This window comes from Microbacterium sp. NPDC058021 (genome assembly GCF_042885955.1).
In the GTDB taxonomy this organism is placed as follows: Bacteria; Actinomycetota; Actinomycetes; order Actinomycetales; family Microbacteriaceae; genus Microbacterium.
The window spans coordinates 294,523-315,900 of record NZ_JBHVRF010000005.1; the positions used below are offsets into that span (position 1 = coordinate 294,523).

At 70.7% G+C, this 21,378-nt stretch carries 19 protein-coding genes; 1 reads left to right on the forward strand and 18 read right to left on the reverse strand.

The annotated features are described in order from the left end of the window. Positions 1–4: 4 nt before the first annotated feature. From hisD to dnaE, 3 genes are read right to left on the reverse strand one after another with little or no spacing between them, the layout of a single operon-like run. Positions 5–1,306, reverse strand: coding sequence for a histidinol dehydrogenase (gene hisD / locus ACFVR6_RS12740; protein WP_386963552.1), 1,302 nt, complete (start codon positions 1,304–1,306; stop codon positions 5–7). Between the two features lie 56 nt (positions 1,307–1,362). Beyond that, positions 1,363–2,514: a hypothetical protein gene (locus ACFVR6_RS12745; RefSeq protein ID WP_386963554.1), complete on the reverse strand. Its 1,152-nt coding sequence runs from the start codon at positions 2,512–2,514 to the stop codon at positions 1,363–1,365. A 50-nt stretch (positions 2,515–2,564) separates the two neighbouring features. After that, positions 2,565–6,113 carry a DNA polymerase III subunit alpha gene (dnaE, locus tag ACFVR6_RS12750; RefSeq protein WP_386963556.1) on the reverse strand — a complete coding sequence of 1,183 codons (3,549 nt, stop codon included), beginning with the start codon at positions 6,111–6,113 and terminating at the stop codon, positions 2,565–2,567. Between the two features lie 39 nt (positions 6,114–6,152). Between dnaE and ACFVR6_RS12755 the strand changes: the two genes are divergently transcribed. Then, a complete protein-coding gene (locus tag ACFVR6_RS12755; RefSeq protein WP_386963558.1) occupies positions 6,153–6,626 on the forward strand; it encodes an NUDIX hydrolase in 474 nt (157 codons plus the stop codon). On the opposite strand, the gene ACFVR6_RS12760 is transcribed toward ACFVR6_RS12755, so the two are convergent. The 15 genes from ACFVR6_RS12760 to murF all read right to left on the reverse strand — a co-directional run bounded on the left by ACFVR6_RS12760 (position 6,623) and on the right by murF (position 21,346). Further along, positions 6,623–7,192: a GNAT family N-acetyltransferase gene (locus tag ACFVR6_RS12760; RefSeq protein WP_386963560.1), complete on the reverse strand. Its 570-nt coding sequence runs from the start codon at positions 7,190–7,192 to the stop codon at positions 6,623–6,625. The two genes, ACFVR6_RS12755 and ACFVR6_RS12760, sit on opposite strands and share 4 nt — an antisense overlap. Positions 7,193–7,317: 125 nt before the next feature. Further along, positions 7,318–8,238 (reverse strand): RluA family pseudouridine synthase, encoded by a 921-nt coding sequence (locus tag ACFVR6_RS12765; RefSeq protein ID WP_386963562.1) that lies wholly within the window; start codon positions 8,236–8,238, stop codon positions 7,318–7,320. A gap of 1 nt (position 8,239) precedes the next feature. Further along, positions 8,240–8,833, reverse strand: a complete 594-nt coding sequence (gene lspA, locus ACFVR6_RS12770; protein WP_386963564.1) for a signal peptidase II — start codon at positions 8,831–8,833, stop codon at positions 8,240–8,242. 9 nt (positions 8,834–8,842) lie between these two features. Then, complete coding sequence (locus tag ACFVR6_RS12775; protein WP_386963566.1) at positions 8,843–9,442, reverse strand: DivIVA domain-containing protein; 600 nt, start codon at positions 9,440–9,442, stop codon at positions 8,843–8,845. 110 nt (positions 9,443–9,552) lie between these two features. Continuing rightward, entirely contained in the window at positions 9,553–9,855 is a 303-nt protein-coding gene (locus ACFVR6_RS12780) for a YggT family protein (RefSeq protein ID WP_386963568.1), read from the reverse strand. 6 nt (positions 9,856–9,861) lie between these two features. Next, positions 9,862–10,317: a cell division protein SepF gene (locus tag ACFVR6_RS12785; protein ID WP_386963570.1), complete on the reverse strand. Its 456-nt coding sequence runs from the start codon at positions 10,315–10,317 to the stop codon at positions 9,862–9,864. Positions 10,318–10,352: 35 nt separating this feature from the next. Further along, on the reverse strand, positions 10,353–11,039 hold the full coding sequence (locus ACFVR6_RS12790; protein WP_386963572.1) for a YggS family pyridoxal phosphate-dependent enzyme: 687 nt from the start codon (positions 11,037–11,039) through the stop codon (positions 10,353–10,355). A 2-nt stretch (positions 11,040–11,041) separates the two neighbouring features. Beyond that, positions 11,042–12,214, reverse strand: coding sequence for a cell division protein FtsZ (ftsZ, locus tag ACFVR6_RS12795; protein ID WP_386963574.1), 1,173 nt, complete (start codon positions 12,212–12,214; stop codon positions 11,042–11,044). Between the two features lie 172 nt (positions 12,215–12,386). Beyond that, positions 12,387–13,538, reverse strand: a complete 1,152-nt coding sequence (locus ACFVR6_RS12800; protein ID WP_386963576.1) for an FtsQ-type POTRA domain-containing protein — start codon at positions 13,536–13,538, stop codon at positions 12,387–12,389. Between the two features lie 5 nt (positions 13,539–13,543). Continuing rightward, on the reverse strand, positions 13,544–14,956 hold the full coding sequence (gene murC / locus ACFVR6_RS12805; protein ID WP_386963578.1) for a UDP-N-acetylmuramate--L-alanine ligase: 1,413 nt from the start codon (positions 14,954–14,956) through the stop codon (positions 13,544–13,546). A gap of 54 nt (positions 14,957–15,010) precedes the next feature. Then, a complete protein-coding gene (gene murG / locus ACFVR6_RS12810; protein WP_386963580.1) occupies positions 15,011–16,084 on the reverse strand; it encodes an undecaprenyldiphospho-muramoylpentapeptide beta-N-acetylglucosaminyltransferase in 1,074 nt (357 codons plus the stop codon). A 22-nt stretch (positions 16,085–16,106) separates the two neighbouring features. Beyond that, complete coding sequence (gene ftsW, locus ACFVR6_RS12815) at positions 16,107–17,333, reverse strand: putative lipid II flippase FtsW (RefSeq protein ID WP_386963582.1); 1,227 nt, start codon at positions 17,331–17,333, stop codon at positions 16,107–16,109. Next, positions 17,284–18,831, reverse strand: a complete 1,548-nt coding sequence (gene murD / locus ACFVR6_RS12820; protein WP_386963584.1) for a UDP-N-acetylmuramoyl-L-alanine--D-glutamate ligase — start codon at positions 18,829–18,831, stop codon at positions 17,284–17,286. The genes ftsW and murD overlap by 50 nt, the downstream gene beginning before the upstream one ends. Next, positions 18,828–19,937 (reverse strand): phospho-N-acetylmuramoyl-pentapeptide-transferase, encoded by a 1,110-nt coding sequence (gene mraY / locus ACFVR6_RS12825; RefSeq protein ID WP_386963586.1) that lies wholly within the window; start codon positions 19,935–19,937, stop codon positions 18,828–18,830. Before mraY ends, murD begins: the two co-directional genes overlap by 4 nt. Then, positions 19,934–21,346, reverse strand: coding sequence for a UDP-N-acetylmuramoyl-tripeptide--D-alanyl-D-alanine ligase (gene murF, locus ACFVR6_RS12830; RefSeq protein ID WP_386963588.1), 1,413 nt, complete (start codon positions 21,344–21,346; stop codon positions 19,934–19,936). The genes mraY and murF overlap by 4 nt, the downstream gene beginning before the upstream one ends. Between the last annotated feature and the right edge of the window lie 32 nt (positions 21,347–21,378).

Below are 21,378 nucleotides of genomic sequence, written 5' to 3' on the forward strand. Positions count from 1 at the left end.
CAGACTAACGCGCGAAGCGCGCGGTGACCGCTTCACCGTGCGCGGGCAGCACCTCGGCGTTCGCGAGGGCGACGATGTCGTCGGCGACGGCGGCCAGGGCGTCGCGATCGTACGCGATGACCTGCTGCGGGCGCAGGAACGTCGACGCCGACAGCCCGGCGGCGTAGCGCGCTTGGCCACCCGTGGGCAGCACATGGTTGCTGCCGGCCAGATAGTCGCCCAGGCTCACCGGCGACGAGTCGCCCACGAACACGGCACCGGCGTTGACGAAGTCGTCGACGCGCGGGTCGGCGAGGTGCAGCTCCAGATGCTCGGGGGCGTACGCGTTGCTGAAGGCGGTGGCCTGCGCGATGTCGTCGACCAGCACGATGGCCGACTGGGGGCCTGCCAGCGCCTGCGCGATGCGCTCGGCGTGGAGGGTGTGCGCCGCGCGGTCGGCCACCGCGTGGGCGACGGCGTCGGCAAGGGATGCCGAGGGCGTGACGAGCACGGCGGATGCCTGTTCGTCGTGCTCGGCCTGGCTGATGAGGTCGGCGGCCACGAGCACCGGGTCGGCCCCGGCGTCGGCGACGATGAGGATCTCGGTCGCGCCTGCCTCGGAGTCGGTGCCCACGACGCCGGCGACGGCGCGCTTGGCAGCGGCGACGAAGTTGTTGCCGGGCCCGGTGACGACGTCGACGGGCGCGAGGTCGATCGACGGCACCCCGTAGGCGAGCGCGCCGATCGCGCCGGCACCGCCCATCGCGTAGACCTCGGTCACCCCCACGAGCCGCGCGGCGGCGAGGATCACGGGGTGCACCCGGCCACCGTGCTCACGCTGCGGCGGCGAGGCCAGTGCCACCTCGTCGACACCGGCGACCTGCGCGGGCACGACGTTCATCACGACGCTGGAGGGATACACGGCCTTGCCGCCGGGCACATACACCCCGGCGCGACGCACGGGACGCCAGCGCTGCTCCACGCGGGCGCCGGGCGCGAGCTCGACGACGGCGGGCGGGGGCACCTGCGCGGCGGAGGCTTCGCGGACACGCCGGATCGCCTCTTCCAGCGCCGCCCGCACGGTCGGGTCGAGACCGGCGAGGGCCTCGTCGAGGTGTGCGTCGGGGACCCGGATGGCGTGGTCGGTGGCGCCGTCGAAGCGCGTCGCCTGCTCGCGCAGCGCGTCTTCACCTCGAGCGGCGACGTCCTGCACCAGCTGCGCGGCGGTGGCCAGCGCCTCGGCGCGCGCCGCCTGGGCGCGGGGCACGGATGCCAGCAGTTCTGCCGCGGAGAGCGCGCGGCCGCGCAGGTCGATCGTGCGGAGCATGCTCCCAGATTACCGCCCGCGGGCCTCCCGGCCGTCCGAAGACGGCCGGGAGGACGTCAGCCGCGGGTGACGCCGGAGACGTCGTTGAGGTAGCCGACGCGGCCGTCCTCGTGACGCACGACGAAGACGTCGACACGGTCCTCGATCACCAGCGCCCACGCGTCGGGGCCGACACGGAACAGCGGCACGCCGTACTCGTCGACGACGTCGCGCTCCACCGGCACGAGTGCCCAGAAGGCCTGGCTGGCGACCGGGGCGGCCGTCGTGGTGGCATCCGTCTGCTCGGCGGGGGTCGACTCGATCACGCCGGTCTCGGCGAACGGCTGGTCATCGAGCGAGCGCTCCACGTCGGGGTTCTCACCGAAGGCGGCGTCGTCGGAGACCGGTGCACCGTAGGCGGAGTCGACGCCGGCGGCGCCGTACACGGGTGCGCCGTGTGCGGGTGCGCCATAGGCGGCACCGTAGCCGGGAGCGGCGGGGGCGGGGGCGTCGGCGGGCGCGGTGTCGGCCTCCGCCGCCGGAGCGGGACGCGGGCTGGCGGGACGGGCGGTCACCGGGCGCAGCGGCCGGGCATTGCGGTGGGCCACCACTTCGCGGCGGTGCTGGAAGTCCTCGGACAGCGGCGGGATGACGGGGGCGAAGACCGTGAGCACGACGCCGACGAGCATGAGGAAGAACTCGACCCAGACGACCCAGCTGCTCACCCAGATGCCGGTCTGCGCGCCGCGGGCGACGTTGGTCCACAGCACCGAGAGCCACACGACGGCCGAGACCGAGAAGGCGACGGAGGCGAACTGGTCGATGCCGAGCGATCCGACCCGGCGGATGCCGTCGGGCGAGAACCGGCGCAGAACCACGAGGAACACCGCGACCGTCGGAACGCCGATGGTGAGCACCCAGTCCAGCCCCGAGCTCCACACCGAGGCGCCGAGGCCGAGGGCTGCGCCGATGCGCCCGTCGTTGTAGAGGGAGAAGAAGGAGACCACGAACGCGACCACCCAGACGCCGATGAGCGCCACTTCCCGCACGGAGAAGGGGCCCACGCCGTACTGCGGGGGCACCGCTGCGTCGTCGGTCGGACGTGCGTCGGTGCGACCCGTGGCGGTGCCCGCGTCGGTGTCGGTGGTGACGCCGGCGGCCGTGGCATCCGTCTCAAGCTGATCGCCTGCGGTGTTCACCGCGTTGTCGTCGATTCGATCGTCGGTCACGTTGCTCCCTTCGTCGTCGCGCCGGGGCGCGTGGTCCGATGCTACCCGCCTCACCCGAGGCAGTGTGGGCCGAGCAGCCCTTTCAACTCGCCGTAGAGGTCCGCGGTGACCTGCACGTGCAGCGGCACGTCGAACACCTTCGCCACACCGCCCTTGTGCACCTTCAGCGTCACTTCGGTGTCGCCGCGGTGGCGCGTGAGCACCTGTGCGAGCTCGCCGATGAGGCTTTCGGTCGCGCGATGCTCGGGCAGGGTGAGCGTGAGGGGGCCGGCGACGTCGGTGGTGCCGAGATCGGGCGAGAACGCCGTCTGACCGTGCAGGTTCAGTCCGTCGTCGCGGCGCGACACGCGGCCGCGGACGACGAGGATCGAGTCGGCGACGAGCATCGACTGGAACTCGGTGTAGGTCTTGCCCATGAACATCACGGTGACCTCGCCGTTGAAGTCCTCGATGGTGATCATGCCGTACGGGTTGCCGCTCTGCTTGGCCACGCGGTGCTGCACGCTCGTGACGAGGCCGGCCACCGTGACCTGATCGCCGTCCTGGATGTCCTCGGACGCCAGCAGATCGTGGATCGAGATCGACGCGTGCTTGGCGAGCGGGATCTCGAGCCCGGCCAGCGGGTGGTCCGAGACATAGAGACCGAGCATCTCGCGCTCGAAGGCCAGCTTGTCCTTCTTGGTCCACTCCGGGCGCTCCGGCACCTTGGCCGGCATGATCTCCTCGGCCTCGTCGTACAGACTGTCGAAGTCGAAGCCGATGGCGCCGGTCGCGGCCTTGCGCTTGGCGTCGACGGCGGCCTCGGTGGCATCCTCGTGGATCTCCATGAGCGCGCGCCGCGTGGAGCCGAGCGAATCGAACGCCCCCGCCTTGATGAGCGATTCCACGGTGCGCTTGTTCGCCACGTGCATCGGCACCTTGGTGAGGAAGTCGTGGAAGCTGACGAAGTTGTCGTCGGCTCGCGCGGTGACGATGCCGTCGACCACGTTGGTGCCGACGTTGCGCACCGCGCCGAGGCCGAAGCGGATGTCATCCCCGACGGCGGCGAAGTAGCGGATCGACTCGCGCACGTCCGGCGGCAGCACCTTGATGCCCATGCGGCGGCACTCGTTGAGGTAGACGGCGAGCTTGTCCTTCGCGTCGCCGACGCTCGTCAGCAGCGCCGCCATGTACTCGGCCGGGTAGTGGGCCTTGAGGTACGCCGTCCAATACGAGACCATGCCGTACGCCGCGGAGTGGGCCTTGTTGAAGGCGTAGTCCGAGAACGGCAGCAGGATCTCCCACAGCTTCTGCACCGCCGCGTCGGAGAACCCGTTGGCGTGCATGCCGGCCTGGAAGCCGGCGTACTGCTTGTCGAGCTCGGATTTCTTCTTCTTGCCCATCGCGCGGCGGAGGATGTCGGCCTGTCCGAGGCTGAACCCGGCCACGCGCTGGGCGATGGCCATCACCTGCTCCTGGTAGATGATCAGGCCGTAGCTGGTGCTGAGGATGTCGGCGAGGGGCTCTTCGAGCTCGGGGTGGATCGGGGTGATCTCCTGCAGCCCGTTCTTGCGCAGCGCGTAGTTCGTGTGCGAGTTGGCGCCCATGGGGCCCGGACGGTACAGCGCGATGACGGCCGAGATGTCTTCGAAGTTGTCGGGCTTCATGAGGCGCAGCAGCGACCGCATGGGCCCGCCGTCGAGCTGGAACACGCCGAGCGTGTCACCGCGGGACAGCAGGTCGTAGGCGTCCTGGTCGTCGAGGGTGAGGTCTTCGAGCACGACCTTCTCGCCGCGGTTGGCCTCGATGTTGTCCAGCGCATCGTCGATGATCGTGAGGTTGCGCAGCCCCAGGAAGTCCATCTTGATGAGGCCGAGCGATTCGCACGCCGGGTAGTCGAACTGCGTGACGATCTGGCCGTCCTGCTCCCGCTTCATGATCGGGATGATGTCGATCAGCGGCTCGCTGGACATGATGACGCCGGCGGCGTGCACGCCCCACTGACGCTTCAGGTTCTCCAGCCCCACGGCCGTGTCGAACACGGTCTTGGCCTCGGGATCGCTCTCGATGACGGTGCGGAACTCGGATGCCTCTTTGTAGCGGGGGTGCTGCGGGTCGAACATCCCGCCCAGCGGCATGTCCTTGCCCATCACCGCGGGGGGCATCGCCTTGGTGAGCTTCTCCCCCATGCTGAACGGGAATCCCAGCACGCGGCCGGCATCCTTCAGCGCCTGCTTGGCCTTGATGGTGCCGTAGGTGACGATCTGCGCGACACGCTCGTCGCCGTACTTCTCGGTCACGTACTGGATGACCTCGCCGCGGCGCCGGTCGTCGAAGTCGACGTCGAAGTCGGGCATGGAGACGCGGTCGGGGTTGAGGAACCGCTCGAAGATGAGACCGTGCTGCAGCGGGTCGAGGTCGGTGATCTTCATGGCGTAGGCGGCCATGGAGCCGGCGCCCGAGCCACGGCCGGGACCGACGCGGATGCCGTTGCGCTTGGCCCAGTTGATGAAGTCGGCGACGACGAGGAAGTAGCCGGGGAACCCCATCTGCAGGATGACGCCAGTCTCGTACTCGGCCTGCTTGCGCACGGCATCGGGGATGCCGGCCGGGTAGCGCTCCTGCAGGCCGTTCTCGACCTCTTTGACGAACCAGCTCTCCTCGGTCTCGCCGTCGGGAACCGGGTAGCGGGGCATGTAGTTGGCCGACGTGTTGAACTCCACGTCGCAGCGCTCGGCGATGAGCAGCGTGTTGTCGCACGCGATCTCGTGGTCGCGGAAGATCTGGCGCATCTCGGCCGGGGTCTTCACGTAGTAGCCGTCGCCGTCGAACTTGAACCGGTTGGGGTCGTCGAGGGTGGACCCCGACTGCACGCACAGCAGCGCCGCGTGGCTGGTGGCGTCGTGCTGGTGGGTGTAGTGCAGGTCGTTGGTGGCCAGCAGCGGAATGCCGAGGTCCTTGGCCAGGCGATGCAGGTCGGTCATGACCCGCCGCTCGATCGAGAGGCCGTGGTCCATGATCTCGGCGAAGTAGTTGTCCTTGCCGAAGATGTCCTGGAACTCGGCCGCGGCGGCGCGTGCCGCGTCGTACTGGCCCAGCCGCAGGCGGGTCTGCACCTCGCCGGACGGGCAGCCGGTGGTCGCGATGAGGCCCTTCGAGTAGGTCTGCAGCAGCTCGCGGTCCATGCGCGGCTTGAAGTAGTAGCCCTCGATCGACGCCTTGCTCGAGAGGCGGAAGAGGTTGTGCATGCCCTCGGTCGTCTCCGACAGCAGGGTCATGTGGGTGTAGGCGCCCGAACCCGACACGTCGTCGCTGTTCTGGTCGGGGGTGCCCCAGCGCACGCGGGACTTGTCGCTGCGGTGGGTGCCGGGCGTGACGTACGCCTCGATGCCGATGATCGGCTTGATGCCGGCATCCTTCGCCGTCTTGTAGAACTCGTATGCGGCGAAGGTGTTGCCGTGGTCGGTGACGGCGATGGCCGGCATCTCGAGGCGGGCCGCCTCTTGCACCATGGCTCCGATGCGGGCCGCACCGTCGAGCATCGAGTACTCGCTGTGCACGTGAAGATGAGCGAAGGAATCGGATGCCACGGGCTCCAGTCTACGAGGGGCTCCCGACATCGCCCGTCGACGGCGGGGCGCGCCGCCTAGGCTGGAGGCATGGCCACACCCGAGTTCGTCCTGGCGCTGCGCGAGCAGATCGGACACGCCCCACTCCCCCTCGTCGGGGTCACCGCGATCGTCTTCCGCGACGAGAAGGTGCTGCTGGGAAAGCGTGCCGACAACGGCTCCTGGCAGGCGGTGTCGGGCATCGTCGACCCCGGGGAGGAGCCGGCGGATGCCGCCGTGCGCGAGTGCCTCGAGGAGGCCGGAGTCGTGGTGAAGGCCACGCGCCTGGCCCTCGTGCAGCAGGTCCCCCGCATCACCTACGACAACGGCGACCAGGTCGATTATCTCGACCTGGTATTCCGCTGTGAGTGGGTGTCGGGCGATCCGCACCCCGCCGACGGCGAGCTCACCGAGGTCGGGTTCTACGGCCTGGGCGAGCTGACCGACGTCGCGCCCGAGCACGTGCGCAAGATCGCCCTGGCGATGGCCGAGGACGATCCGGCCACCTTCCGCGGCGGTCGCTAGAAGTCCAGCCGCATCAGCACGCGGGGGAACCCGCCGGAGATGGCATCCGTGTCGGCGGCCTTGCGAAACCCGGCCCGCTCGAACACCTGCCGGGTGCCGACGTATGCCATGGTCAGGTCGACCTTCTCGCCGCGATTGTCGACCGGATAGCCCTCGATCGCCGCGGCGCCCTGCTCCCTGGCGTGCGCCACGGCGCCCTCGACGAGCGCATGCACGATGCCCTGGCCGCGGTGCCCCGGCCGCACCCGGAGGCACCACAGCGACCACACGTCGGCGTCGTCGATGTGCGGGATCCTGCGGTTGCGTGCGAACGACGTCCCCGCGCGCGGATACACCGCCGCCCAGCCGACCGGCTCGGCGCCGTCGTAGGCGACGACGCCCGGAGGCGGCTTTTCGGCACAGAGTTCACGCACCCGCTCGCCGCGCGCGGGTCCCCGCAGCGCGGTGTTCTCGCGCGATCCGATGCGGTAACTCAGGCAGAAGCACACGTTCGAGGCCGGATTCTTGGGGCCGACGATCGCCGCGACGTCTGCGAACACCGTGGCGGGACGCACGTCGATGACCATGACGCCATCCTGCCGCCTCCCGGAAACAGGAGGAATCCCCCCAACAGGTGGTCTCCGGCCCACAGTGTCCTGTTCCGGGGATCTCTCCTGTCGCGGGGATGCCGGGGACGGATGCCGCGCGGCGGTCAGTCGCCGCGGAGGATGTCCAGCGCGTGCTGCAGGTCGGCGGGGTATGCCGAGGTGAACGTCACCCAGTCGGTCGTCGCGGGGTGAGTGAACGACAGCTCACGCGCGTGCAGCCACTGGCGGGTGAGCCCGAGCCGCGCCGACATCGTGGGGTCGGCGCCGTACAGCGGATCCCCCACGCACGGATGCCGGTGCGCGGCCATGTGCACGCGGATCTGGTGCGTGCGCCCCGTTTCGAGGTGGATCTCCAGGAGCGACGCCCCGGGGAACGCCTCGATCGTCTCGTAATGGGTGATGGAGTCCTTGCCGTCGGGGACGACGGCGAACTTCCACGAGTGCGACGGATGCCGCCCGATCGGGGCGTCGATGGTGCCGACCAGCGGGTCGGGGTGGCCCTGCACGACCGCGTGGTAGATCTTCTCCACGGTGCGCTCTTTGAACGCACGCTTGAGCGCCGTGTAAGCGGACTCGGTCTTGGCGACGACCATGAGCCCGCTCGTGCCGACGTCGAGGCGATGCACGATGCCCTGGCGCTCGGCCGCACCGGTCGTGGCTACGCGGAAGCCTGCTGCAGCCAGGGCGCCGAGCACGGTCGGCCCCTCCCACCCGACGGAGGGGTGGGCGGCGACGCCGACCGGCTTGTCGACGACGATGATGTCGTCGTCGTCGTACACGATGCCGAGATCGGGAACGGCGACCGGCACGACGCGCGGCGGCTCCTTCTCGGCCCACGAGACCTCGAGCCAGCCTCCGGCGCGCAGCTTGTCGGACTTGCCGAGCGTGCGGCCGTCCAGCACGACGCCACCGGCTTCGGCGACCTCCGCGGCGAAGGTGCGCGAGAAACCGAGGAGCTTGGCGAGGGCGGCATCCACCCGCACTCCGTCCAGCCCGTCGGGAACGGGAACCGATCGACTGTCCATGTCAGGCCTTCGCGGCCTCGTCGGGCGCGGCCGGCGTGCCGTCGTCGACGGCGGGGGCCTTCACGTGATCCTTCTCCCGCGTGCCGTCGAAGCGCAGGCCGACGAGCACCAGGATCGCGACGGTGATCATCATCGTCACGATGAACATGTCGGCGACGTTGTAGATCGCCGGCCGCATCCCGAGCCACAGCCACGGGGTGTTGATGAAGTCGATGACGTGCCCGATGAGGAAGCCGGGCTCACGCAGCAGTCGGTCGGTGAGGTTGCCGAGGATGCCGCCGAGGAGGAGTCCGAGGACCACGGCCCACAGGCGCGAGCGCACGACGCGCAGCGTGAGCACGACGATCGTCACCGCGGCTGCGGCGAGCACGATCGTGAAGATCCACGTGACGCCCTCGCCGAGCGAGAACGCCGCCCCGGGGTTGCGGGTCAGGTAGAACTGCAGCACATCCCCGAACACGGGAACCGGCTCCTGATAGGGCAGGTTCTCGAGCGCGAGATGCTTGGTGAACTGGTCGGCGGCCAGCACCAAAGCCGCGAGGATCGCGGTGATGGTGCCGGCCGCCGCCGTACGCAGGGGGGTCCGGCCGGTCAAGAACCGGGCCTAGTGGCCGACAGCCGAGACGGGCGTCGAGCCGGACGTGGTGCCCGTGCTGTCGAGGTCGCGCAGGTGGCTCTCGATGTAGGTGCGCAGCTGCGAGCGGTAGTCGCGCTCAAACTGACGCAGCTCCGAGATGCGGGACTCGAGCGAGCCGCGCTCCTTCTCGAGGCGGGCGATCTCATCGCGACCACGGGCCTCGGCCTCGGCGACGATCGACGCGGCCTGCGACTGGGCCTCGGCGATGAGCTTGTCGCGCTGGGCGATGCCCTCGGCGACGTGCTCGTCGTGCAGACGCTGAGCGAGCTCGATGATGCCGGCGCTGGCGGCGGCAGGAGCGCCTGCGTCAGCGGCGGGAGCCGCGGCGACGACCTCGACTGCTTCGACCTCGACCTCGGCGGGAGCCTCGGCAGCAGGTGCGGCGGGGGTCTCACCCGACTCGTAGGCGGCGAGCTTGACCTTCAGCTCGTCGTTCTCAGCAATCGTCTTGCGCCACTCGACGACGATCTCGTCCAGGAAGTCATCGACCTCGTCCGGGTCGAATCCCTCCTTGAATCGCACGTGCTGGAACTGCTTGGTGACGACGTCATCGGGGGTCAAAGCCATTGTCTGGTCCTCTTTCGGAGCTCACGTCGCGGGCCGATCGGGAGCGGCCCGCAGGTGCGGGCCGACCCTCTCAGCATAGTGCGACCCGTCACGGGCCGCGAGGCAAGGGTTCAGGGTCCTGCGATGGACCGGGTGATCGACAGCAGCACGAAGCACAGCAGCATCGTGAGCGGGAAGGCGATGTCGATGGCCACGACGCCGAGGCGCAGCGGCGGGATGAAACGGCGGAACAGCTTGATCGGCGGATCGGTGACCGTGTAGACGATCTCCGCCGCGATCAGGCCGGCACCGCGCGGGCGCCACGATCTGTTGAACATCGGGATGTACTCCAGGACCAGCCGCACGAGCAGCAGCAGGACATAGAGGAGTATCAGCGTGTTGAGGATCGAGGCGACGAGCCTGAGCACATCCACGGCGGTTTACTGCGCGAAGGCGGGCGCCTCGGGGTCGGCCTGTGCCACCGCGCCATCACCCGATACCGCAACGTTCTCGGGCGACAGCAGGAAGACCTTGCTGGTGACCCGCTCGATGCGTCCGAAGAGCCCCAGCGACAGACCGCTCGCGAAGTCGATGAGACGGCGCGCGTCGGCGTCGCTCATCTGCGAGAGGTTGATGATCACGGGGATGCCGTCGCGGAAGTTCTCGGCGATGATCTGCGCGTCGCGGTACTGCTTGGGGTGCACCGTGAGGATCTCGCTGATCGCGCTGGGCGCGGGCTGGCGGACCACGGCGGGGCGGTGGATCGGGGTCACGGGCGCCGGCACCTTCTCGATCTGCTTCTCACGGCGCGTCGGCTGCGCGGCGGCCTCTTCGTAGATCTCTTCTTCGTCAGCAAGACCCAGGTACACCATGGTCTTCTTGAGCGGGTTCGACATCGCAATCCTCCGTGGTTCGCTCGTGTGTTCCGAGGCTATCCGTGCACGGGCCTCGGGCCCGTGATTGCCGAGCCGATCCGCAGGTGTGTCGCACCTGCCGCGATCGCCTCGGGAAAGTCGCCGGTCATTCCGGCCGACATCCAGCCGGCATCCGGCACGACGGTGCGTACGCGCTCGCCCGCGGCAGCCAGACGCGCGAAGGCCGACGCCGCCGGCTCGTCCAGCGGCGCGACGCCCATCACGCCGCGCAGGCGCAGGGTGGGGCAGGATGCCGCGATGTGCGCGGCCAGCTGCACGACGTCGGCCGGCCCCACGCCGCCGCGGCCGGCGTCGGCGGTGAGGTTGACCTGAACGAATACGTCCAGCGCCGCGGCATCGGGAGCGCCTGCGGCATCCAGCGCGTCGGCGAGGCGGGCGCGATCCACCGAGTGCACAGCGGATGCCGCGGCGCGGATGGCCCGCGCCTTGTTGGTCTGCGCCTGACCGATGAAGTGCCAGCGCAGATCGTCGAGATCGGTGACCTCGGCGGCCTTGGCGCTGAACTCCTGCTGCCGGTTCTCCCCCATGTCCCGCACGCCGAGGGCGTACAGGTCACGGACGAGGGAGGCGGGGTGGAACTTGGTGACGACGATGCGGGTGATCTCCGTCGGTGCGCGACCCGCCGACACTGCGGCATCGGCGATGCGCGCGTCGATGTCGGCGAGCCGCGACTGCAGGTCCACCGTTACTTCAGGAAGTCGGGGATGTCCAGGTCGTCGTCGCCGAAGGCCGACTCGTAGGAGTCGGTCGACGAGGCGGCCGTGACCGACACCGACTCGCGCTCGCGGGCGGGCTCGGCGGGCGCCGCCGGCACGTCGCGGGCAGCGTCGGCGGCGGGGATCGCCGGCAGCACCGGCGCGGGGGCCGACGTGGCTCGCAGCGTGCTCACCGGGTCGAGCCGCAGCGACGGCTCGCCGCCGTCGAAACCGGCGGCGATCACCGTGACGCGCACCTCGTCGCCGAGGGTGTCGTCGATGACCGTACCGAAGATGATGTTCGCCTCCGGGTGGGCGGCTTCCTTCACCAGCTGCGCGGCGTCGTTGATCTCGAAGATGCCGAGGTTCGACCCACCCTGGATGGACAGCAGCACACCGTGCGCACCCTCGATGGAGGCCTCGAGCAGCGGCGACTCGACGGCCAGCTCGGCGGCCTTGATGGCACGGTCGGCGCCGCGGGCGGAGCCGATGCCCATGAGCGCGGAGCCGGCGCCCTGCATGACCGACTTGACGTCGGCGAAGTCGAGGTTGATGAGACCGGGCGTCGTGATGAGGTCGGTGATGCCCTGCACACCGGCGAGCAGCACCTGGTCGGCCGTGGCGAACGCCTCGATCATCGAGATGCCGCGGTCGCTGATCTCCAGCAGGCGGTCGTTGGGGACGACGATGAGGGTGTCGACCTCTTCCTTCAGCTTCGACACGCCCGACTCCGCCTGGCTCTGCCGGCGGCGGCCCTCGAAGGAGAAGGGCTTCGTGACGACACCGATGGTCAGGGCGCCGATCGACTTCGCGATGCGGGCGACGACGGGCGCGCCACCGGTTCCGGTGCCACCACCTTCGCCTGCGGTGACGAAGACCATGTCGGCGCCGGTGAGGGCCTCTTCGATCTCTTCGGCGTGGTCCTCGGCGGCGCGACGGCCGACCTCGGGGTCGGCACCTGCGCCGAGCCCACGGGTGAGCTCGCGGCCCACATCGAGTTTGACGTCTGCGTCGCTCATCAGCAGCGCCTGGGCGTCGGTGTTCACCGCGATGAACTCCACGCCGCGCAGGCCCAGATCGATCATGCGGTTGACGGCGTTCACGCCGCCGCCTCCCACACCCACGACCTTGATCACCGCGAGGTAGTTCTGGTTCTGGCTCATTGCGCCGGCCTCCGTATCGTCCCGAACCCTAAACCTTCAACCTCATGTAGAGGTTTAAAGAATTGCTGGGTATGCAATTCCCGCTGAGTCCGAAGGTATGCGGATGCCCGCCTGCGACGTGCAGCGGCGCGGGCGTGTCGCGAGATGCGCCGGGCAGTTCGGGCGCGTCGCGTCAGCGGACGACGATCGCGTTCGGCGAGGACACGTCGTACGCACCGACGGTCTCGGGCGGGCGCGTCCGCATGATCGACTCCAGCGCGAGCGCCTTCATGGCCGATTCGTCGGCGCCGCCCCACACGATCTGCGTTCCGGTACCGCCGAGGGTCAGCGTGACGTCGTTGGGGGTGGTCGCGGTGACGGTCGTGACCTGCGGGCGGATCGCGGCGGGAAGCGAGCGCACGACGTGGCCCACGGCTTCGAACGCGTCGGAGGCGACACCACCGGCGACCTCCAGCACGGGCTCCCCCGGCGGCGGCGTGCTCGTCGTCGACAGTCCCACGCCCGCGGCATCCACGAGCGTGAAGCCGGCGGCGGAGGACACGACGCCGATCGGCGTGCGCTCCACGATGCGCACGACCAGGTCGTGCGGCGGACGCGCCTCCAGCGCATACGTCTCCACGAGCGGGAAGGCGACCAGCGCCGCCTTGACCTCGTTGGAGTCGATGAGCGGCATGGGCGTGCCCAGCTGCTCCGCGAGCGCTTCCTCGACGAGGGCGGCATCGAGCCGGGTGGTTCCCTCCACGGTGATGGTCTCGACCGCGAACAGCGGGCTGTAGGCCGCACCGAGCGTGCCGAGCACGAGCAGCAGCACGGCGGACGCGACGCCGATCCAGGTCATGCGGCGGCGGCGCTGCCTGGCGGTGAAGCGGCGCACCTCGGCGCGCAGCGCGCGGCGCCGGGCGCGGGCGGCGCGCAGCACGTCGCCGAATCCGACGGCGGCGCCGGAGCCGTCGCCTGCGGTCGGGGATTCCGCCTCGGGCGCGTCAGGGTGGCGCGGTGCAGCAGGGGCGGTGGGTGCGGCCGGTGCGGCAGCGGCCGCGTGGTCGTCGCGGAAGTGGAACGGGATCACCGGGGCCAGCGGCGTCGTCTCGGCGTCGTCGGGCGCCACGGGAGCGGTGGCGTCGTCGGGCGCGGCGGTCGCCGCGGCATCCGGTGCGATCAGCGCGTCCTGGTGCGCGGTCTCGTCGGCCGGCGCCTCCTCGCGGCGCCGCGGCGGGTCGACCGACCGCGGCGGGTCGACCGCGCGCCGCGTGACCGCGTCGTCGTCCCCGCCGTTGTCGGGGCGCGACCGGCTCGGCGGCGGCAGCGGGTTCGGCCGACGCACTCCGGCTACTCCCCCGACCCGGCGGGCGTGGCGGCGAGGGCGTCGAGCACCTGCGGGATGATGAGGTTCACGTTGCCGCAGCCGAGGGTCACGATGAAGTCGCCGTCGCGGGCGACCGAGGCGGTGTAGTCGGCGGCCTGCTGCCAGTCGGCGACGAAGTGCACGTGCTGCGGGTCGGCGAACGCTCCGCTGACGAGCTCGCCCGTGACACCGGGCACGGGGTCTTCGCGCGCACCGTAGACGTCGAGCACGACGGTGTGGTCGGCCAGCCGCTCGAGCACCTCGGCGAACTCGCGGAACATCTCCTGCGTGCGCGAATAGGTGTGCGGCTGGTGCAGGGCGATGATGCGGCCGGAGCCGACGACCGTGCGTGCGGCCGACAGCGCCGCGGCCACCTCGGTGGGGTGGTGCGCGTAGTCGTCGTAGACGCTCACCCCGCGCTGCACGCCGTGCAGTTCGAACCGTCGCGCCGTCCCGCCGAAGCCCTCGACGGCCCGCAGCGACTCCTCGAGCCCGTACCCGAGCGTCAGCAGCACCGCGACCGCACCGGCGGCGTTGACCGCGTTGTGGGCGCCGGGCACCGTGAGCCGGCCCTCGACCGAGACGCCCTCGTGGGTCAGCGTGAAGGCGACCGGCCCATCGGTGCGGATGCCGGTGACCCGCACGTCGGCATCCGGGTGCTCACCGAACGTCACGACGTTCGGGTGGGTGAGCGCGGATGCCACCCGCTGGGCGCCCGCGTCGTCGCTGGAGATGACGACCGCTTCGCGGGCCTCGTTGGCGAAGCGCGCGAACCCGTCGTAGAACGCCTCGCGGGTTCCCCAGTGGTCGAGGTGATCGGGGTCGACGTTCGTGATGAGCGCGACGGCGGTGTCGTAGAGCAGGAAGGTGCCGTCGGATTCGTCGGCCTCGATCACGACGAGGTCGTCCGAGCCGGTGCCGCTGGAGACGCCGAGCTGGGCGATGACGCCGCCGTTGACGAAGGTGGGGTCGGCGTGCAGCGCCTGCAGCGCCGTGACGATCATGCCGGTCGAGGTGGTCTTGCCGTGCGCGCCGGCGACGGCGACCAGGCGGCGCGAGCCGATGAGCCAGTGCAGCGCCTGCGAACGGTGGATGACGTGCAGGCCGCGTTCCTTCGCGAGCAGGAACTCGGGGTTCTCGGGCCAGATCGCGCCGGTGTGCACGACGGTGTCGACGTCGTCGGCGAGATTCGCGGCGTCATGTCCGACGTACACGGTCGCACCGCGCGCGGCGAGGGCACGCAGCCCCGGGCTGTCGGCGCGGTCGGATCCGGACACGCGGATGCCGCGGTCCAGGAACATTCCGGCGAGTCCGGACATGCCCGACCCACCGATGCCGATGAAGTGCGCGGCGGTGATGTCGGCGGGGAGGGGAAGGCTCAGGTCGGGTCGGATCATGGCCCGACAAGTCTAGGTCGGGTGCACCGTGGGTCGGCTGTGCGGCGCGCGGCGTCAGCGACCGAGCGCGGCGTCGATCATCGCGATGACGTCCTCGGTGCCGGTGCGGCTGCCCACGGTCGCCGCGGCCTCCCGCATGCGTGCCAGCGCGTCCTCATCCCCGAGCAGCGGCACGATCTCGCTGCGCACGCGGTCGGGGGTGAACTCGGCGTCCGGGATGAGTCTGGCGGCTCCCGCGCGCACCGCGGATGCGGCGTTGAGGGCCTGCTCGCCGTTGCCGACGGCGTACGGCACGTACACGGCAGGGATGCCGAGTGCGCTGATCTCGCTCACCGTCGCCGCTCCGGCCCGCGAGACGATCGCGTCGGCCAGCGCGAGGGCGAGGTCCATGCGATCGATGTAGGGCAGCACCGTATAGCCGGCGACGCCGGGGTCGGCGACGTCGTTCTTCTCCCCCACCGCGTGCAGCAGCTGCCAGCCGGCATCCAGAACGTCCTGCCAGGCACCGGCGAACGCCTCGTTCAGGCGGCGCGCGCCGAGCGACCCGCCGAAGACGAGCAGTGTCGGCCGGGCGGGATCGAGGCCGAAACGGGCGGCGGCCTCGTCGCGCAGCGCGTCGCGGTCGAGCTCGACGATCTCACGGCGCAGCGGCATGCCCACGACGCGTGAGCGCTTGAGCGGCGTGCCGGCGAAGGCCACGCCCACGCCTGCCGCCCGGCGGGTGCCCAGCACGTTGGCCAGCCCCGGGCGGGCGTTGGCCTCGTGCACGACGAAGGGGATGCGCTCGCGCGCGGCGGCGACGTAGGCGGGTGCCGACGCGTAGCCGCCGAAGCCCACCACCGCATCGACGTGGTGCTGCCGCAGGTGCGCGCGCACCTGCGAGACGGCGCGGAGGAACCGGGGCGGGAAGGCCACGGCGGCGCCGTCGGGGCGGCGCGGGAACGGCACCTTGTCCACGAACAGCAGCTCGTACCCGCGCGCGGGCACCAGGCGGGTCTCCAGGCCTTCGCGGGTGCCGAGGACCAGCACACTCGCCTCGGGATCGCGGGCGCGGAGGCCGTCGGCCACGGCCAGCAGCGGGTTGACATGCCCGGCGGTGCCACCGCCGGCGAGGAGGTACGTCGTCACCAGACGACCCTAACCCGCGGGGTCAGGGCAGTACGTATGCGGCCGGTTTGACCGGCAGCGTGCGCGCGAACGACAGCAGCACGCCGCACGCGATGAGCACCGACAGCAGCGCCGTGCCCCCCTGTGACATGAACGGCAGCGGGACACCGAGGACGGGGAAGACGCGCAGCACGACGCCGATGTTGATGAGCGCCTGGCCGACGATCCAGACCGTGATGGCGCCGGCGGCGATGCGCACGAACGCGTCGTCGGTCTTGCGCACGACGTGGAACGCGCCGACGGCGAACAGCGCGAACAGCCCCAGCGCCACGGCACAGCCGATGAGCCCGAGCTCCTCGCCGACGATCGCGAAGATGTAGTCGTGCGCGGCGGCGGGCAGCCACGCGTACTTCTCGCGCGAGTTGCCGAGCCCGAGCCCGAACACGCCGCCGGCGGCGAGGCCCCACACCCCGTGCATCGGCTGGTAGCAGGTCTCGAGGTAGTCGGCGAGGCAGTCCGCGTCGAGGAAGCTCATGATGCGGCGCATACGGTTCGGGCTGGCGACGGCCAGCGCCGCGACGGCGGCCACGGCGCCGATCAAGGGGATGATGAACAGCCGCAGCTTCACGCCGGAGAAGAACAGCGCCGCCAGCAGGATCAGCACGAGGATCATGGAGGTGCCGAGGTCCTCACCCGCCAGGACCGTCGCGATCACGAGACCGCCGACCGGGACCACGGGGATGAACACGTGCTGCCACTTCGTCAGCAGCGACCGCTTGCGGTACAGGACGAGCCCGAGCCACAGCGCCAGGGTGACCTTGAGGAACTCCGACGGCTGCGCCTGCACGCCGGCGATGCCGATCCAGTTGCGGTTGCCGTCGTTCTCGATGCCGATGCCGGGGACGAACACGAGCAGCTGCAGCGCGGTCGCGCCGATGAGCGCCGGCCACGCGATGCGCTTCCAGAAGGTCACCGGGAAGCGGCTGAGCACGAACATCAACGGGATGCCGACGGCGGCGAACACCGACTGCTTGATGAGGGTGTCGAAGGGGCCGAGGCCCGCCGCGGTGGAGGTCGCGGACGTCGCGGCGAGCACCATGACCAGCCCGAAGGCGGTCAGCAGCAGCGCGGCCGAGGAGATCAGGACGAATTCGCTCGGCACCGGTGCGAACACCTTGCCGAGCGAGACGCGTGCGGCCAGACCCCGGCGGGGCTCGCCGTCAGGCTCGGTCGTCGGGGGTGTCGTGCGGCTGTGCGTCGTGCCGGCCATCCGTCCCCCTCCCGAGTCGTGCCCGCACCGCTTCGGCGAAGCGGTGGCCACGGTCCTCGTACGAAGCGAACTGATCGAAGGATGCCGCGGCGGGGGCGAGCAGCACGACGTCCCCGTCACGGGCGATCCCCGCCGCCAGTTCGACGACGCGCGCCATGACCTCTTCAGTGTCCGTGTCGTCCACCTCGAACACCGGCACCGCCGGCGCGTGTCGCTCGAACGCCTCGAGGATCGCGGTGCGGTCGGTGCCGATGACGATCGCCGCCTTGGCGCGGGCGCCGCGCCCGGCGACGAGATCGGTGATGTCCACGCCCTTGAACAGTCCCCCGACGACCCAGACGGCACCGGGGTACGCGGCCAGCGACGAGGCGGCGGCGTGGGGGTTCGTGGCCTTGGAGTCGTCGACCCAGGTGATGCCGCCGGCGACGGCGACGACCTCGATGCGGTGCGGATCGAGCCGGAAGTGCTCCAGCGCCGCGGCGATCGCCGTCGGCGGCACGCCGAGGGCACGGGCGAGGGCGGCGGCGGCGAGGATGTTGGCCACGACGTGGGGCGCGGCCAGGCCCCGCTCGGCCAGCGCGGCGACGGTCGTCAGCTCCAGCGCGCTGGTGTGGCGCTCCTCGAGGAACGCGCGGTCGACGAGGATGCCGTCGACGACGCCGAGGTCGCTCGGGCCGGGGACCCCCAGGTCGAACCCGATCGCGCGGCATCCCTCGACGACCTCGGCCTGCTCCACCATCTCGCGGGTCGCGACGTCGGCCTTGTTGTAGACGCATGCGATGCGCGTGTGCGCGTACACGACGGCCTTCGCGTCGCGATAGGCCTGGAAGGAGCCGTGCCACTGCAGGTGGTCGTCGGCGAGGTTGAGGCACACGGCGGCCGCGGGCGAGAGCGGCTCGGGGCTCTGCTGCAGGCCCAGGTACCAGAGCTGGTGGCTGGAGAGCTCCACGACGAGCACGTCGAATCCGGCGGGATCGCGCACGGCGTCCAGCACCGGCACGCCGATGTTGCCGCAGGGCGCGGCACGCAGCCCGGCCTCGGCCATCATGGTCGCCGTCAGCCGGGTCGTCGTGGTCTTGCCGTTCGTGCCCGTGATCAGCACCCAGTCGGCGGGGCGGCCGTCGGGACGCACGACCTTGTCGCGCACCCGCCAGGCCAGCTCGACATCGCCCCACAGCGCGATGCCGGCATCCTGCGCCCAGCGGATGACCGGGTGGTGGGGCGCGAAACCCGGCGAGGCGACGATGACGTCGGGGGCGAAGGCGGCGAGGTCGGCCGGCACCTCGTCGAGCGGACCCGTCCACAGATCCGCGCCGATGACGGGCAGCAGCCGGGCGTACTCCTCGGCGGCCGTCTCGGTCACCACGAGCACCCGGGCACCGAGTTCGGCGAGCGTGTCGGCGACGGAGAAGCCCGTGACCGACAGCCCGAGCACCGCCACGCGCAGGCCGCGCCAGTCGGCGTGCCAGCTGGTCAGGGTGTCGAGGCGCACGTTCATTGCGCCGCGAGCCACTCGACGTAGAAGAGGCCGACGCCGGTGACGGCGAGCATGCCCGCGATGATCCACATGCGCACGACGATCGTGATCTCCGGCCAGCCGCGCAGCTCCAGGTGATGGTGGAACGGGCTCATGAGGAAGATGCGCTTGCCGCCGGTCGCCTTGAAGTAGTACCGCTGGAGCACGACCGAGCCGGGGGCGATCACGAAGACGCCGGCGATGAGCAGCGACAGCAGTTCGGTGTGGGTGAGCACGGCCATCGCCACGACGACGCCGCCGATGGCCATGGAGCCGACGTCGCCCATGAAGATCTTCGCCTTGGGGGCGTTCCACCAGAGGAACCCGACGAGGGCGCCGACGAACGAGGCCGCCACGATCGTGAGGTCCAGCGGATCGCGGGTGTTGTAGCAGGCCTCGGCGTAGGCGGGCACGAGCGCGCCGCTGGTGCAGCGCTGCTGGAACTGCCAGAACGCCACGAGGCTGTAGGCGGAGATCGTGAAGATCCCGGCGCCGGTGGCGAGGCCGTCGAGGCCGTCGGTGAGGTTGGTGGCGTTGGACCACGCGACCGACAGGAACGACACCCAGGCCAGGTACAGGATCCAGCCGACGATCGCGCCGACGGCCATGAACGACAGCACCGGGATGTCCCGGAACAGCGAGATGTAGGCCGACCCGGGCGTGAGGCCGTGGGAGTTGGGGAAGTTCAGCGCGAGCACGGCGAACGGCACGGCCACGATGACCTGGCCGAGCACCTTGCGCCACCCCGACAGGCCGAGGCTGCGCTGGCTGCGCACCTTCATCATGTCGTCGATGAGGCCGACGACGCCCAGGCCCACCATCATCCACAGCACCAGCAGACCCGACGGGGTGGGCGGGCTGCCGCCGGTGTAGGTGCCGGCGAAGTAGCCGATGACGGCTCCGAGGATGAAGATGATGCCGCCCATCGTGGGCGTGCCGCGCTTGGCGGCGTGCTGCGGGTTGTTGCCGTCCTCGGGGGTGCGGATGACCTGGCCCCAGCCCAGCTTGTCGAACAGCCGGATGAACAGGGGCGTGAGGAACAGCGTGAACGCGAGTGAGATCGTCGCGGCTACCAGGAGTGATCTCACGAGAACGATTCTCCCAGACGATCGCCCAGATGCCGAAGACCGGCGGCGTTGGAGGACTTCACCAGCACGCGGTCGCCGTCGCGCAGCTCGGAGGCGAGGTAGTCGTAGGCCTCGTCGGCGGTGGCGAAGAACACCGCCTCGCCGTCCCACGATCCCTCGGAGATCACCGAGATGAACAGTCGCCGGGCCTCGGGACCGACCACGACGATGCGCCGGATGTTCAGGCGCACCGCCAGCAGGCCGATGCGGTCGTGCTCCTCGCCGGAGAACTCGCCCAGCTCGCTCATGGCGCCCAGCACCGCGACGGTGCGCTCGCCGGGGCCGACGATCTGCGCGAGGGTGCGCAGCGCCGCGGCCATCGAGTCGGGGCTGGCGTTGTAGGCGTCGTTGATGATGCGCACGCGCGAGGAGCCCATCGGCTGCATGCGCCACCGTTCGGCCAGCTCCAGCGTCTCCAGCCGGGCGATCGCGATGTCGGCGGCGACGCCGAGCGCGGTCGCCGCCGCTATGGCGGCGAGGGCGTTCATCACGTGGTGCTCCCCCAGCACCCGCAGGCGCAGCGGCAGCCGCGCGCCGTCGACGACGACGGCGCACGTGGTGCCGTCGGCATCGACCTCGACGTCTTCGGCACGGACGGCTGCGGTCGGGCCACGGCCGAACCAGCGCACCGACTGGTCGCGCTCCTGGGCGATCCGGGCCATGGTCGCCACGCGCGCGTCGTCGGCGTTGAGCACCGCGATGCCACCGCGGCGCACCGCGTGGATCAGCTCCGACTTGGCGCGGAGGGTCTCCTCCACACCGCCGAAGCCGCCCGCGTGGGCCATGCCCACCATCAGCACGACGCCGAGGTCGGGTTCGACCAGGCCCGCCAGACGGGCGATCTCGCCCGGCCCGCTCGCACCGAACTCGCTCACGAGGAACCGGGTGCCTTCGGTGACGCGCAGCATCGTCAGCGGTGCGCCGACCTCGTTGTTGAACGACGCGCGGGGGGCGACGGTCTCGCCCTCCCCCTCGAGGATGCGCGCCAGCATGTTCTTGGTCGTGGTCTTGCCGTTGGAGCCGGTGATGCCGACGATGCGCAGGTCGCCCCGCGCGCGCACGCGGGCGACCACCTCGCGCGCGAGGTCGGCGAGGGCGGTCACGGCATCGGCCACGACGATCTGCGAGACATCGGCGGAGACGGGCCGCTCGACGATCGCGAGCACGGCGCCGCGTGCGACGGCGGCATCCACGAACTCGTGTCCGTCGGTGCTCTCGCCGGGCTTGGCGACGAAGATGCCCCCGGGTTCGATGAGCCGCGAGTCGGTGTCGACGTCGCCCGACACGACCGTCTCGGCGTCGGCGCCCGCAGCCGGGCGCAGCTCGCCCGCGACTGCTCGGGCGGCCTCGGCGAACGTCAAGGAAATCATGGGTGTCCGTTCTCGATCACGAGCCCGCTCGC

What these genes read in the sequence shown, in the direction of transcription:
- hisD (WP_386963552.1), bottom strand. Translation starts at nt 1,306, where the DNA reads ATGCTCCGCACGATCGACCTGCGCGGCCGCGCGCTCTCCGCGGCAGAA.
- dnaE (WP_386963556.1), bottom strand. Translation starts at nt 6,113, where the DNA reads ATGTCGGGAGCCCCTCGTAGACTGGAGCCCGTGGCATCCGATTCCTTC.
- ACFVR6_RS12755 (WP_386963558.1), top strand. Translation starts at nt 6,153, where the DNA reads ATGGCCACACCCGAGTTCGTCCTGGCGCTGCGCGAGCAGATCGGACAC.
- ACFVR6_RS12760 (WP_386963560.1), bottom strand. Translation starts at nt 7,192, where the DNA reads ATGGTCATCGACGTGCGTCCCGCCACGGTGTTCGCAGACGTCGCGGCG.
- ACFVR6_RS12765 (WP_386963562.1), bottom strand. Translation starts at nt 8,238, where the DNA reads ATGGACAGTCGATCGGTTCCCGTTCCCGACGGGCTGGACGGAGTGCGG.
- ACFVR6_RS12775 (WP_386963566.1), bottom strand. Translation starts at nt 9,442, where the DNA reads ATGGCTTTGACCCCCGATGACGTCGTCACCAAGCAGTTCCAGCACGTG.
- ACFVR6_RS12785 (WP_386963570.1), bottom strand. Translation starts at nt 10,317, where the DNA reads ATGTCGAACCCGCTCAAGAAGACCATGGTGTACCTGGGTCTTGCTGAC.
- ftsZ (WP_386963574.1), bottom strand. Translation starts at nt 12,214, where the DNA reads ATGAGCCAGAACCAGAACTACCTCGCGGTGATCAAGGTCGTGGGTGTG.
- murC (WP_386963578.1), bottom strand. Translation starts at nt 14,956, where the DNA reads ATGATCCGACCCGACCTGAGCCTTCCCCTCCCCGCCGACATCACCGCC.
- ftsW (WP_386963582.1), bottom strand. Translation starts at nt 17,333, where the DNA reads ATGGCCGGCACGACGCACAGCCGCACGACACCCCCGACGACCGAGCCT.
- murD (WP_386963584.1), bottom strand. Translation starts at nt 18,831, where the DNA reads ATGAACGTGCGCCTCGACACCCTGACCAGCTGGCACGCCGACTGGCGC.
- murF (WP_386963588.1), bottom strand. Translation starts at nt 21,346, where the DNA reads ATGATTTCCTTGACGTTCGCCGAGGCCGCCCGAGCAGTCGCGGGCGAG.